Genomic DNA, 13,829 nt, shown 5'->3' with positions numbered 1-13,829 from the left:
GGAGTGGATCACCTCTCACGGCCGGCTCGCGACCGCGCAAGTTCGGTGAAATCGGCGCCGCGCGCGATCGCGTCGCGGCGCTAAAGGCAGGCAAGTCGGCAGGCAAGTCGCGTGCCGCGCCCGCTGCCTGGTTGCAACGGGATACTATACTGTATGTTTATACAGTTTTCCATGGCGCCGATCCGGTGGGCGTCGCGGGCGTGATGCCGCTAGCCGACCGCGCTTTCCACCGGCGCGCGCCCTGTCACCGGCGCCGGCGCGCTGTCCGCCCCACAGTCCTCCGCGCAGTCCCCCGCACACTCCGCGCCGCGCTGCTGCGCCGCACGGTCGCCGAGCGCATACGCGACGCAGCGCCTGGCGAGCACCTCGGTCGGATCGACGAGCCGCACCACCCGCCCGCCCGGACACGGGATCACCGGCTCGCGCAGCAGCAGCGGCAGTTCGGTGCAAGCCAGCAAGATCACCTGCACGCCCTGCCCGAGCAGATCGTCGAGCGCCGCCGCGAGGTCGTCGCAGCATTCCCCCGACGTGTAGCCGGCCTTCGCGCCGCGCGGCCCATAGATCGCGTTCATCAGCCGCGCCTGCGCGGCCGCCGACGGCGCGACCTGCACGAAGCCGCGCGCGTCGAGCGCGTGTTCGTAGACGCGGCTCGCGAGCGTGCCGCTCGTCGCCAGCACGCCGACCTCGCGCAGCTCCGGCAGCGTGTCGCGCAGATAATCGGCGGTGCAGTCGAGCATATTGACGATCGGCACCCGCAGCGCCGGCTGGATCCGTTCGACGAACGCATGCGCGGTATTGCACGGCATCGCGATCAGATCGGCGCCGCTGTCCTCCAGCGTCTTGCACGCGGCGTACAGCGCGAGCGTCGGGTCGGCGCCGCCGCCGAGCAGCGCGTCGGTGCGATCCGGAATCTGCGGGTTCTGCTCGACGATCACCTTCAGGTGATCCTGATCGCGCGCGGCCGGCGTGTTGCGCACCAGCTTGCCGAGAAAATCGACGGTCGCGGCCGGCCCGATTCCGCCGACCACGCCGATCCGGAACGCCGGCTGCGGCTGCGGATAGCGGGCCTGCGCGACATAGCGCGCATAGACCTGGTTCGTATCGACGAGCGGCACGCCGACCGGTCCCAACGCGCGCAGCACCATGCCGATCTCCGCGAGGCCCGGCACGATCAGCTCGACGCCCTGCGCGACCAGATCTGCGCAGGCCGAGCGCAGCAGTTCGAGCGGGCGGCCGGACAGGCGGCCGTGGCGAATTGCGTCGTCGCCGTAGACCGCGCTCGTCACGCAATCGAAGCCGGCCACGTCGCGCGGATAGCGGAGCTCGCACGCGCCGGCCTCGAAATACCGCTCGAACAGGCCGTTCGCGCGAATCGCCGCCGACGTCAACACGCCGATCCGCCGCGCCGACGGATAGGTGCGCCGCACGTGCGCGGACAGCGCGCTCATGATGTTGGCGACCGGCACCGTGAGGTTGGCCGTGAGTTCGTCGATGAAGGTATGGCTCAGAAAGCACGGCAGCACGATCGCATCGACGCCGCGCTTTTCGAAGCCGCGCAGCGTGTCGAATACGTGGATCTTGAACTGCGCGTCGTTTGCGTCCGGCGCGGCCGGGCCCTGCCACGCGCGTGGTTCGAGAATCAGATCGAACCGGTGCGCCGCGCCGGGCCGGCGCGAAGCCGTGCCGATGCGGCTGAGAATGTCGGCGCTGGCCAGTTGCGCGGCGCCCGTCGCCACGCCCAGCGAACGAAACCGGTTCATGATGATGCCCCCGTCGTTAGTCGGTCCACCCATGCTTAACGGGTGAATTTCCGCGCGCTTGAGGATGACATCTTGCGACGCCCGTATGTCCTGGGGTTAACGACAAAGCGGCGGGACAGCTTATGCCGCCCCGCCGCTCCCCTCTCGTCCTGCGCCCGCCAAGCCGGGCGCCCGGCCTCAGGCCGCCTCGGCGACCCCCGCCATCGGCGTGCGCTTGCGCCGCTCCAGCGTGCCGATGCACACCAGCGACACCCCGGCGAGGCACGTATAGAACACCGCCAGCGGCCACCACGCGCCCGGATACCGGTGCGCGAGCACGGTGCCGATCAGCGGCGTCAACCCGCCGGCCAGCGCCGCGCACAGCTGGTACGACAGCGAGATCGCCGAGTAGCGCACCCGCACCGGGAACGCGGTCGACATGAAGCCGGCCATCACCGCGTATGAGCTCGACATGCACATCACCGCGAGCGCGATGCCAACCACGATCGCGACCGGCTGACCGGTCGACACCAGCGCGAACATCGGATACGGCGACAGCATCGCGAGCGCGGCCGCGCCCTTCAGGAAGCGTCCGGTGCCGATGCGCTGCGCGAACCAGCCCGAGCCGAGCTGCGTGAACAGCTGGATGAACGCGACCACGAACAGGCTGTCGAGAATCAGCTTGCGGTCGAGGCCGAGCGTCTGCGTCGTGTAGTTGAGCATGAAGGTGTTGACGAACCACGCGCCGGCCACGCCGATCACGTTCGCGCCGAGGCACAGCAGCACGGTGCGCCATGCGTCGCGCACCACTTCGGCGACCGGCAGCGTGGCGACGCGGCGCTGTTCCTTCACCGCCGCGAATTCCGGCGACTCGTTGACGCCCGCGCGGATCGCGAGGCCGACCAGCAGCAGCACCGCGCTGGCGAGGAACGGCAGACGCCAGCCCCAGCTGAGAAACGCGTCCTGATCCATCGACGTGACCGCGCGGAACGCCAGCAGCGACAGGATCAGGCCGGCCGGGCTGCCGAGCTGCGCGAACGACGCGAAGAAGGTGCGCTTGTTCTGCGGCGCGTGCTCGCTCGCCATCAGCACCGCGCCGCCCCACTCGCCGCCGATCGCGATCCCTTGCGCGACCCGCAGCAGCACCAGCAGCACCGGCGCGATCGCGCCCGCGCTCGCATAGGTCGGCAGAAAACCGATCCCGACCGTGCCGACGCCCATGATGACCAGCGTCGCGACCAGCGCCTTCTTGCGGCCGATCCGGTCGCCCAGATGACCGAACACGAGGCCGCCGAACGGCCGCGCGAAGAAGCCGACCGCGAAGGTGCCGAACGACGCGAGCGTCGCGAAGAACGGATCGCTGCCGGGAAAGAACAGCTTGCCGAAGATCAGCGCCGAGGCGGTCGCGTAGATGTAAAAGTCGTACCACTCGATCGTGGTGCCGACAAACGCGGCGGCCGCCGCGCGCGTGGGTTGCCGGCTCGCGGCATGTTGGTCGTGATCGCGGTGCATGGTGTCTGTCTCCTGATACTGCTTATGGGTGCTGCGCGAGGTGGCGCGGCTTTCTATGTGCCGTCGCCGCAAAAGCGTGCCGCGTCGCCGCGGCGACGCGTCAGGTTTTCAGCGCCTGCGCTTCGGCTATCGCAAGTGGCGGCTCGGCCGACTTCAGCACGCCGGCGTCGAACAGCCGCTGCTGCGTATCGGCATCGATGCCGAGCGCGTCGAGCACGTCGCGGGTGTCGGCGCCAAGCGTCGGCGGCACGCTGCGATAGGTGGCCGGCGTGCGCGACAGCCTGATCGGCGACGCGGTGCCGCGATACTCGCCCATCTCGACCACCAGCTTGCGATGCAGCGTATGCGGATGGCGCGCGACCACGTCGACGGTCTGCACCGGGCCGCACGGCACGCCGAGCCGGATCAGCTGCTGCGCGAGCGGCTCGCAGTCGTGCTGTGCAAGCAGGCTTTCGAGCGCCGCCTTCAACGGCTCGCGATGCCCGCAGCGGCTGCGGTTGTCGATGAAACGCGGGTCCTCGGCCAGCTCGGGCGCGCCCAGATGCGCGCACAGCTTCGCGAACTGGCGGTCGTTGCCGACCGCCAGAAAGATCGGCGCGGTCGCGGTGCGATAGCTGTCGTACGGCGTGATGTTCGGATGCGCGTTGCCGCTGCGCTGCGGCGTGCGGCCCGAACCGAAATAGTTCGGCAGATGCGGATGCAGCAGCGACACGCCGCAGTCGTACAGCGAGATATCGATCGACTGGCCGCGCCCGCTCTTCGCGCGCTCGGCGAGCGCGAGCAGGATGCCGGCCAGCGCGTTCAGACCGGTGACCATATCGACGACCGGCAGGCCCACGCGCGTGGCGGGACCGTCGCGCTCGCCGTTCACGCTCATCAGGCCGGTCATCGCCTGGATTGCCGCGTCGTAGCCGGGCAGACCGCCGAGCGGGCCGTCCGGGCCGAAGCCCGATACCGCGCAATGGATCAGTTTCGGAAAGCGTTTGCTCAGGATCCCTTCGTAATCCATCCCCCAGCGCTGCAGCGTGCCGGGCTTGAAGTTTTCGACCAGCACGTCGGCGTCTTCGAGCAGCTTCCACAGGATCGCGCGGCCTTCGTCGCACGACAGATCGACCGCGATGCCCTGCTTGTTGCGGTTCACGCCGGCGAAGTACCACGCGGTGTCGCCGAAGAACGGCGGGCCCCAGCCGCGGGTTTCGTCGCCGTCCGGCGGTTCGAGCTTGATCACCTGGGCGCCGTGATCGGCGAGCGCCTGGGTGCAGTACGGGCCGCCGAGCACGCGGCTCAGATCGACCACCTTGATGCCTTGCAGCGCGCCGTGGCAGCCGTCGTTGCGCGGCTGGCCTTGCCGGCCTTGCTGGCCTGGATGGGTCGCAAGCGTCATTGCGCGCCTCCGGCCGGCAGCAGTTGCAGCGCTTGCGCGAGCGTGACCGGACGGTCGTTGACGAGCGCGTCGAGCACCTCGATTTCGTCTTGCGCGCCGCGCAGATCGAGCGGATCGGTCGGCAGCAGCTTGTGCCGCACCACCAGATGCGCGAGCGCGAGCCGGCGATAGTCGGGGCCAAGGCGCGCGCCTTCGCAGGCCATCAGCACGGCCGTGCTCGCGTGATACAGCGCCGAGCCCGCCTGGCGGACCCATTCGTCGCGGCCGGCGTCGGCGACGCCGGCAAGCGCGTCGCATGCGCGGGTCAACGTCCAGCGCAGCAGCGCGAGACTTTCGGCAGGCAGTCCGGCAACCCCGAGTTGATCCTGCAGATACGCGCGCAGCGGTTCGAGCGCGCCGTCGCGTTTCGCGGCCCGCGCGATATCGAGCGCGACGATATTGCTGGTGCCCTCCCAGATCGAGCCCAGATGCGCGTCGCGCACCAGCCGCGCGTCGCTCCATTCCTCGATGTAGCCGGTGCCGCCGCGCACTTCCATTGCGTCGCCGGTCACGCGCCGCGCGTCGCGGCACGCGCGGAACTTGATCAGCGGCGTGAGGATGCGCACGCATTTCGCCGCGTGGCGATCGCCGGCATCGGCCTGTTGCAGCAGCAGCGCGATGCGCATGAACATCGAGCGCGCCTGCTCGGCCGGCAGCATCATCTTCATCAACTGGCGCTGCATCAGCGGCATCGCGATCAGCTTGCGGCCGAACGCTTCGCGATTGCGCGCGATATGCAGCGCCTCGGTCAGCGCGCGGCGCATCAGCCCGGCCGCGCGCACGCCGTTCGACAGCCGCGACATGTTGATCATGTCGGCCATCTGGTGAAAGCCGCGCCCCACTTCGCCGATCAGATACGCGTGCGCGCCTTCGAGCACGATCTCGCCGCTCGCCATCGAACGGCTGCCGAGCTTGTCCTTCAGACGGATGATCCGGTAGCTGTTGCGCGAACCGTCGGGCAGCGTTTTCGGCAGCAGGAACAGGCCCAGACCGTTGATGCCGTCCGGTGCGCCGTCGGGGCGCGCGAGCACCATCGCCAGATCGGCGTCGGCGTTCGAGCAGAACCATTTGTCGCCGTACAGGCGCCATTGCTGCTCACCGTTCGCGCCGGTTTCGAGCGCCGCGCGGGTCGCGATGCGCGCGACGTCGGAGCCGGCCGCCTGCTCGGTCATGAACATCGCGCCCTGGTACAGCGTGTCGAAATCGCGCGACGCGAGCAGCGGCAGAAAGCGCGCGACCAGTTCCGGCGCGCCGAACTTGCGCAGCGTGCGGGTCAGCGAGTCGGTCATGCTGACCGGGCAGCACAGCCCGAATTCGGCCTGCACGAACAGGAACGTCAGCGCGTATTTGACGAGCGGGGGCGGCGGCGGCTTGCCGTCGTGGCTCGCGTGGCTCATCGATGCAAGGCCGAGTTCCGCGTACGCGACGCGTTCGAGCGCGACGTAGTCCGGGTGTTTGTCGATGCTTTGCAGCGCTTCGCCGCGGCGGGTGCGATGGTTCAGCGTCGGCGGGTGCTTGTCGGCGGACAGCGCCCACAGGTCGAGTTCGTCGGACGCGCGCTGGCCGAGCGTGACGAACTGGCTTTCGAGTTCGTCGTACAGCGTGTCGCCGAGATGGAGCCGCAGCAGACGTGCAAGTTCGGGGTCGCTGGAAAAGAAGTTGATGCCGCGGCTGTCGGGGATGTTGGACGAGCCGTGAACCGGCTGGTCGATGAGGTCGGCCATGCTGTGTGTCTCCATCTGATGCCCCTGCTGAACGGGCGTGTAGTGGAACGCAGCATAGAAGCGGCTTCGATAATCGTCTAATACAACTTGTATCCGGTACGATAAACAAACATTATCGATCGATACAGCGTTGCCGGGGAGACACCGATGGAACTGAAGCAATTGCGCTATTTCGTGGCGGTCGCCGAAGAACTGCATTTCGGCCGCGCGGCGAAGCGGCTGTTTATTTCGCAGCCGGCGCTCAGTTTCGACATCCGCAAGTTCGAAGAGCAGCTCGGCGTGCAACTGCTCGCGCGCACCAACAAGTCAGTCACCCTAACCAACGCAGGCCAGGCGCTGCTCGGCGAAGCGCGCCGGCTGCTGTTGCAGGCGAGCGAGGCCGAGCGCATCACGCAGCGCTCCGCGCACGGTCTCGCGGGCCGGCTGCGGATCGGCTTCGTGAACTCGATGCTGTATCGCGGGATGCCGCAGGCGGTCGGCCGTTTCGAGGCCGATCACCCGGGCGTCGAGATCGTGCTGAAGGAGATGAACACCAGCGAGCAGGTGCAGGCGATCCAGCGGATGCAGATCGACATGGGCTACGCGCATTGGGGCAACTTCCCGTCGGAGGTGGTATCGACGACGGTGTTTTCCGAGCCGTTTCTGTGCTGCTTGCCGGCCGACCACGTGCTCGCGCGCAAACGCAAGGTCGATCTGCGCGCGCTCGCGCAGGAGCCGTTCATTCTGTTTCCGCGCACCGTGTCGCCGCATTATCACGATCTGATCATCGCGCAGTGCGTGAGTGCGGGGTTCAGTCCGTTGATCCGGCACGAGGCGCGGCTGTGGCAGACCGTCGTGACGATGGTCGGATTCGGGATGGGGGTCGCGCTGGTGCCTTATACGCTGCGGCAGATCGGCGATCCGCGCGTGTGCTTCGTGCCGTTGCAGGGCGAGGCGTTGCTGTCGGAAGTGTTGCTGCTGCGGCGCGGCGGTGCGACCGAGCCGGTCGCGGACCGGTTTATCGAGTATTTGCGGGACGGGGGCTAAGCGGGTGCTTTCTGATGACTCGACAGCCCGCCAGCGCATCCGTCACACGGTCGAACAGGCCTGAATCGCTCCATGCCTTGAAGCGCCGGTGGCATGTCGTATGAGGTGGATACCTGCTCGGCATCGCGGCCCAGCACGCGCCCGAGTACATGACCCATAGCACGCCATTCAACACACTGCGTGCGTCGACGAGCGGGCGACCTCTCCGGTCACTCGACTCTGGACGCTCCTGAAGAAACAGTGGGGAAACGCGCGCCCATTGTTCGTCGGTGATTTCCCGAAACGGTGTGAATTCTTCCATCGCCAATCCAATCACACAAAACAAAAATTGTTACCGCACGGCGACCACGAATGGCCGCCCCGCTCGAAGGGGGCCTAACCGAATTTAATCTTTATCCAGCGACTGCGCCGCTATTGTTTCGATTGGTGCGACGATTTCACTTTCAGACCGATCTCTCGAGAGCCAATGGCAAACATCACTGCCACCGCTCCCATACACGCGATCAAAAAAACGTTCATGGCAACCAGCCACCAGCTGAGTTTCGGGCAAAACCAGAGGCGGAACAGGATGTAGCAAAACATCACAAAGAACAATGACAGCAGCGGCAGGATGAAATTGACTAGCCAGTCACAAACAACAAATACCCAGTTCTTGCGCGCGTTGTCTGAAAAGCCAGCACAGTCTTCCATTACGAAATCTCCAGAACCCGCGCCAAAAAGCGCTTTACCGGTTATGCCCCGCTGTTTTCGCCGCATCGGCGCAGATGGGTGAGCCTGCTCCAAAGGGCGCCGCCGGCGCCGCCGCTCGTTGCGGCCGCGCGGCGGCCTCGAAGATTGGGAAACCCGTCGACTGTCCGCTGCGGGGGAGAAAATATAGACCCCTCTATCGCGGGCACCTATAGAATGGATTCGAAAATGCGCGTACTCGCGAATTTTCTTAATCATTGCTTGCGAAAAGAATCCGGTGAGGCAAAATGACTGAAAGAAAGCCCCACCGGCTTACAGTCCGCTTTAAAAAACCATAAAGTCTGACAAGTAAATAGTACCGTGCCATTTCAACAGCGCGAGGTTGAAATCGGTTGCACAGTGCGTTTAAGTGCGCCGCGGGGGTATTTCCGCGCCCGCGCAATGGCTCGGCGCGCGGCGGTTGCGCGGCGTTGAAACAGCGCCCACCGTTTTCCGCTGCAAAAGCTGCTCCGGTGGAATAAGATTGTTCGCAGTTCCAAATAAACCAGCTGGCGTCTATGGAACCTATGTCCCGAATTCAGGTAGTGGTGGCCGACGACCACGCGGTTATCCGTGTGGCGCTCACCCAGACACTCAGCGCAAATCCTGTTTTCGAGGTCGTCGGCGCCGCGAGATCGGGGTCCGAACTTCTGAAAATGCTGACGACGGTGGCATGCGGCCTGATCGTCACCGACTTCACGATGCAGGCGTTCGGCGCCGACGAAGACGGGCTCCGTCTTGTCATGCAGCTGCGGCGCCGCTTTCCCGCGATCCCGATCGTCATCTTCACGTCGCTGACGAACGGCGGCATCTTGCAGCAGCTATGTCAGCTTGGCGTGGCAGGCATCGTCGGCAAAGGCGAAAACCTCGACGTGCTCGAACAGGCCTGCATCAAGGCGCTATCGAAAGAAACACGGACCTTTCTGTCGCCGGGTTTAAGCGGCCACCTGGCCGAGCGAGGCAACACCGAGGAAGAGTTTCGCGATGCCCGCGATCTCTCGCCGAGGGAGCTGGAAGTGGTCCGTCTGTTCGCTCTCGGATGGTCCGTGACCGAGATCGCCGGGCAACTGCACCGTTCGGTTACCACGGTGGCAACGCAAAAGAGTTCGGCGATGCGCAAACTCCACATAGACACCAACGCCAATCTCGTCAAATACGCGCAAGAGCAGGGACTGATCTGATGCCGGCGCCCCTGAATCTGATCGGGGACCCCGCATTGCAGGCGCGTCACTCGCTCGAGCGGAATCTGAAGCGCGAGCGCCATGTGTTTTCAATGGTGATCATCCTGCTGATTCTTGGCGCACTCGCCGGGGCTGCGGTCACCGTCTCGGCGTTGTTGACCAGCGCGTTGAATCAGGAAGAGCGAATCACCCAATCGCTTGGACAATCTCTTTTCGACCGTTTTCAACAGCGCAACATTGCACTGACGACGGCCAGTCTGGTGATAGAGCTGCGGGCAAACGGCGTTCTGCTGCCGCAGACGCCGATGCACCCCGGCGAAACCTGCACAGCCAGCATCCCGGACGCACAAGCTCAGGCTGTCCTCAAAGCAAGTTGCGATGCGACCGTGCAATTGCTGTCGGCGTCGGGCCCCCCGCCTCCCATCGAAATCGTTCTCACCGACGGCAGCGTCGCCTATCAGTTCGGTCTGCCGACCGGCACGCCTCGGGCCCTGCGCCCCCAATCGCCTGACGACGCGCGCAAACTCGTCGATCTCGTGCTTCGGCGCTACCGTGCGCTGGGCCTGGACCCCGCTCTCGCGGCGCGTGAAAAGCGGATTATCTGGCTGCGCATACCCGGCGCCGACGATGGAGAACCGCCGCACGCGGTTGGAGCGTCGCTCGTTCCGAGCGGGGGCGCTATTTATGCCGTGGTGCTAACCAGCGTGGATTTGCAGGCCGAAAACAGAAAATCGTTCCTGCCATCGTCTCCCAATTTCATCTGGGTGACGAGCGATGGCGCGGTAGTGGTTATCGGCGACATTCCCGATGCGCAGGCACGCGCGATCGACGCGCAGACGCGCGCGCTTCCAGACGGAAGGTTTCACTGGATCGCCGGTTATGGTTGGGCGTTACGGCGTCCGTCGACCATTTTCGGCATCGGTCACGTCATTCGCGTCGTGCCGTTGCGTCAACAGATCGTCACGATGCGTTATCAGCTGCTGCTGGTGCTGTCGGTTACGGCTGCGCTGGTCGTTCTTCTGCTTTCGACGTTTCGATACTGGAACTACCGGTTTTTGACGCGCACCTACGCGCAAGCATCGCGAGCGCTCGAAAGCGAACTGCTCAACTACCTGCTCGTCCACGCGACGCCGGTGGGCTTGTGCATCGTCAAAAAGGACGACTCCAGCATCGTGCTCGCGAACCAGATCGCGCGAACCACGCTCGGGATCGAGAATTCGGACACACTGCCCGCGGCGCTCAGCGAGAAATTCAAAAACCAGGGCGTCAACAAGGAGTCTTTCGCTCTCGCCGAAGGTACGAGGATTTTTCAGTTTCCGTTCGTGCTCGAAAGAACGAAGGGAGAAAGCGTACATCTGAAAATTACCTTTGCGCCGGCGACGCTCAATCGCGAAGATATCTTTTTCTGTGCGATCGCCGACACGACCGAGCACGTGATGGCCGAACAGGTGCTGCGTGAGGCCAAGCTGGCGACCGAATCGGTCGCGCGCGCGAAGGTGAACTTCTTTGCGTCGATGAGCCACGAGATTCGCACGCCGCTCGCCTCTCTCGTCGGCAACATCGAGTTGCTGAAGCTCGGCACGTTGGCGCCGGAACAGGAGGCGCGCGTGATGGCAATGCAGGTGTCGGCGATGGGCCTGCTTCAGGTCGTCAACGACGTTCTGGACTTTTCCAAGATTGATGTCGGAGAACTGCGGATCGACGAGGAATGGGGATCGGTCACGACTCTGATGAAGCGTATCGCGCTTTCGCACGCGCATCTGGCCGTCAAACAGGGACTCAAGTTTTATCTGGTGCTGGACCGGGCGATCCCTTCGCAATTGTTCTTCGATCCCGTGCGGATATCTCAGGTCGTCAACAACCTGCTGAGCAACGCTTTCAAGTTTACGCAATCCGGCAAGATAGTGATGCGGGTGCGGTGGGCCGACGAAGCGCTGCAAATCGATATTGCCGATTCCGGCATCGGCATTTCCGAAGAACTGAAGAAGCAGTTGTTTCAACCGTTCACGCAAGGCAATAGCAACCGTCTCGCGCAGGCGCGAGGTACGGGTCTCGGCCTGTCGATCTGCGAGCGGCTTTGCGAACTGATGAAAGGGACCATCACGGTGGATAGTACGGTCGGCGTGGGCACCCGCGTTGCCGTCAAGCTGCCTTTGCGCAAAGGCGACGGTCCGACGGCGGGCGCGGAGTGGACCTTGCCCGCTACCGAACCCGCCGTTCTTTGTCTTGCCAGCGAATACCAGGAATGGCTCACGAGTCTCTACGATCCTGAGAGATCGATCGTCACGGTCTTTTCCGACCTGCGTCAGCCGGTAGACCATCGCAAACACGATTACCTGATCGCCACCGACGAGTTCAATCGCGCGGATGTGCTCGCGTGGTGGGGCAACTCGCGCAACATCGTCTGGCTCAGTCAGGACGGCCCGCTCGTGCCCGCCGCGCGCGAGGACGGCGGCGTGGACATCTCTGTATATAGTCAGTCGGGGATCAAGTCGGCCACCGAGATGTTCGCGCCCGAGTATCAACGCAGAACCGATACGCGGCCGAGCGAGCAGGTTCCGTCGTCGCGGCGAGACTTCGGCAAACTGACTGTACTTATCGCGGAGGACAATCTGCTCAATCGAAGCTTGCTGCGCGATCAGTTGACTACCTTGGGCGCCAACGTGATCGAAGCCGCGAACGGCGAAGAAGCGCTGTCCCTGCTGGTCAGACAGCAGACGGACAAGCCGGTGGACATCGTACTAACCGACATCGACATGCCGGTTCTGGGCGGTTGCGAACTGCTCGACGCGATTCGCGCGAGAGCGATGAGCATGCCGATCTATGCAGTCAGTGCGAGCGCTTATCCCGACGACATCAACGAAGGCCGGCAACGCGGATTTACCGACTATCTGACCAAGCCCGTTCCACTGGCGGTGTTGACACGGGTGCTCGATAGCGCGGCCGGCCCGGTTGCCAGCACCGTTTCCGCCCCTGCCGCGGCCGCAACGGAAGCGGCGCTGCCCAGGCTTCCGGCGGTCCCGGCCGCCTACTCGGCCGCGTTTGTCGAGCAGGCGGCTTTCGACATCGCCGGACTCGATACCGTCATCGCGGCACGCAGCATCGCAACGCTGCGCAGATGGCTGCACGGCGTCTCCGGCGGCCTGTCGATGCTGGGGCCGTCGAAACTTCTGCAACGCTGCCAGGAATTACACGCCGTTCTGTGCGGCAGCGAAGCTTGGGATGACGAAATAGAACATCGCGCATTGGCCATCGGCCAGGATCTGAAGGAATTGCGCGAAGCCGAGCAGCGCAACACGCGGCGCGGCGGTTAATCGGCAATTGCCACGCCGCTACCGCTCGTCCTCCTGCCCGCAATGCCGTGCGACGACGCATGCATGCGAATCAACGAATGGACGAAACCGCCGGGCGAGAATCGGCCTTACGACCAGCCACCCGTCACCATCACATCCTCCGACGTGATCATGCGGCTGTCGTCGGCCGCGAGGAAGAGCGCCATGCGCGCGAGATCGCCGGGCTCCATTTCCTCGTCGATGCACTGGCCGCGCCGTATTTCTTCGCGGCCTTCGTCGGTGAGCCACAGGTTGCGCTGCTTGTCGGTCAACACCCAGCCCGGCACCAGCGTGTTCACGCGGATCCCATACGCGCCGAGTTCCTTGGCGAACCCGCGCGTCAGGCCCTGGACAGCCGCCTTGCTCATCGCGTAAACCGGGAACTGGGTGCTCTTGAGCATCCAGCAATGCGAGCCGAGATTAATGATCGAGCCCGCGCGTGCGGCCTTCATATCTTCGACCACGGCCTGCACTGCGAACAACTGATGCCGCACGTTGACCGCAACGCCCGCATCGAACGACTCGGGGGTAACGTCGGCGAGCGCGTGGCGGCGATCGTTCGCCGCGTTGTTCACGAGCACCTCGATCGGTCCGAATGCGGCCCGCACTTCGGCGATGGCCGCGTGCAACGCGGCAATGTCGGTAACGTCGCAGGCGACGAAGAGTGGTTTATGGCGCGCGTTACCGAGCGATTCGGCAAGCGCTGCTCCCGCGTTCGAGTCGATGTCGAGAAAGCCGACACGTGCGCCTTGCGCGACGAAGTGCTCGACGAACGAAGCGCCAATGCCGCTCGCGCCACCCGTGATGAGCACGACCCGGTCCACCAGGCTGGGATAGTTCGCGTAACGTGCTTGCCCAGAAGATTTTTCGCTAGAAGTTGCCATTGACTTTCCGTGTTGATTAATCGCGTACACCGCGATTTTTTAATTGATCGAGCGCGACGTCGCACGGCGGTGCATCGAAGACAACGTGATCCAGGCACCGGGTCGGCATCAGGCGGCCGCCTGGATTTTAAGCCCAAATCAGGAAACGGGAAGATGGCGGTTTGGGGAAGTACAACTCAACGCACGACGAAACCGGCCGTGCGCGATGCAAGGTTTCTTATCAGCTAGAAAGGTCCGGCTTTGTGGCGTCCCCCGTTCAAGTCGGTTTGACGAGCGCGGCCA

Annotated in this window: 10 protein-coding genes; 3 read left to right on the top strand and 7 right to left on the bottom strand. The window is 64.5% G+C overall.

The features are described 5' to 3' along the window. Window positions 1-209 precede the first annotated feature (209 nt). The 4 genes from cuyB to LJ656_RS00310 all read right to left on the bottom strand — a co-directional run bounded on the left by cuyB (window position 210) and on the right by LJ656_RS00310 (window position 6,398). Window positions 210-1,760 carry a cysteate racemase gene (gene cuyB, locus LJ656_RS00325; protein WP_230507233.1) on the bottom strand — a complete coding sequence of 517 codons (1,551 nt, stop codon included), beginning with the start codon at window positions 1,758-1,760 and terminating at the stop codon, window positions 210-212. A 177-nt stretch (window positions 1,761-1,937) separates the two neighbouring features. Continuing rightward, complete coding sequence (locus tag LJ656_RS00320) at window positions 1,938-3,251, bottom strand: MFS transporter (RefSeq protein WP_230507232.1); 1,314 nt, start codon at window positions 3,249-3,251, stop codon at window positions 1,938-1,940. Window positions 3,252-3,351: 100 nt separating this feature from the next. After that, complete coding sequence (locus tag LJ656_RS00315; protein ID WP_230507231.1) at window positions 3,352-4,635, bottom strand: CaiB/BaiF CoA transferase family protein; 1,284 nt, start codon at window positions 4,633-4,635, stop codon at window positions 3,352-3,354. Further along, the gene (locus LJ656_RS00310) at window positions 4,632-6,398 is read right to left on the bottom strand and encodes an acyl-CoA dehydrogenase family protein (protein ID WP_230507230.1); all 1,767 of its coding nucleotides are present in this window, start codon (window positions 6,396-6,398) and stop codon (window positions 4,632-4,634) included. The genes LJ656_RS00315 and LJ656_RS00310 overlap by 4 nt, the downstream gene beginning before the upstream one ends. Before the next feature lie 147 nt (window positions 6,399-6,545). Between LJ656_RS00310 and LJ656_RS00305 the strand changes: the two genes are divergently transcribed. Beyond that, window positions 6,546-7,424: a LysR family transcriptional regulator gene (locus LJ656_RS00305; RefSeq protein WP_230507228.1), complete on the top strand. Its 879-nt coding sequence runs from the start codon at window positions 6,546-6,548 to the stop codon at window positions 7,422-7,424. On the opposite strand, the gene LJ656_RS35080 is transcribed toward LJ656_RS00305, so the two are convergent. Both LJ656_RS35080 and LJ656_RS00300 read right to left on the bottom strand, forming a co-directional pair. Next, the gene (locus LJ656_RS35080) at window positions 7,396-7,725 is read right to left on the bottom strand and encodes a transposase (RefSeq protein WP_425605884.1); all 330 of its coding nucleotides are present in this window, start codon (window positions 7,723-7,725) and stop codon (window positions 7,396-7,398) included. The genes LJ656_RS00305 and LJ656_RS35080 overlap by 29 nt on opposite strands. A gap of 110 nt (window positions 7,726-7,835) precedes the next feature. Further along, a complete protein-coding gene (locus tag LJ656_RS00300; protein ID WP_230507226.1) occupies window positions 7,836-8,207 on the bottom strand; it encodes a hypothetical protein in 372 nt (123 codons plus the stop codon). Between the two features lie 470 nt (window positions 8,208-8,677). On the opposite strand from LJ656_RS00300, the gene LJ656_RS00295 reads away from it, so the two are divergent. Together LJ656_RS00295 and LJ656_RS00290 are read left to right on the top strand one after the other, a co-directional pair. Next, window positions 8,678-9,331 (top strand): response regulator transcription factor, encoded by a 654-nt coding sequence (locus LJ656_RS00295; protein WP_329958768.1) that lies wholly within the window; start codon window positions 8,678-8,680, stop codon window positions 9,329-9,331. Continuing rightward, window positions 9,331-12,645, top strand: a complete 3,315-nt coding sequence (locus LJ656_RS00290; protein WP_230507223.1) for an ATP-binding protein — start codon at window positions 9,331-9,333, stop codon at window positions 12,643-12,645. The genes LJ656_RS00295 and LJ656_RS00290 overlap by 1 nt, the downstream gene beginning before the upstream one ends. Window positions 12,646-12,752: 107 nt before the next feature. Here LJ656_RS00290 and LJ656_RS00285 read toward each other — a convergent pair whose 3' ends face one another. After that, window positions 12,753-13,547, bottom strand: coding sequence for an SDR family NAD(P)-dependent oxidoreductase (locus tag LJ656_RS00285; RefSeq protein ID WP_230507221.1), 795 nt, complete (start codon window positions 13,545-13,547; stop codon window positions 12,753-12,755). Window positions 13,548-13,829: the final 282 nt, after the last annotated feature.

The sequence above is a fragment of the Paraburkholderia sejongensis genome, from assembly GCF_020880815.1.
GTDB lineage: Bacteria > Pseudomonadota > Gammaproteobacteria > Burkholderiales > Burkholderiaceae > Paraburkholderia > Paraburkholderia sejongensis.
Note: the sequence above shows the minus strand (reverse complement) of the source record. Positions and strands in the feature narration are given on the sequence as shown.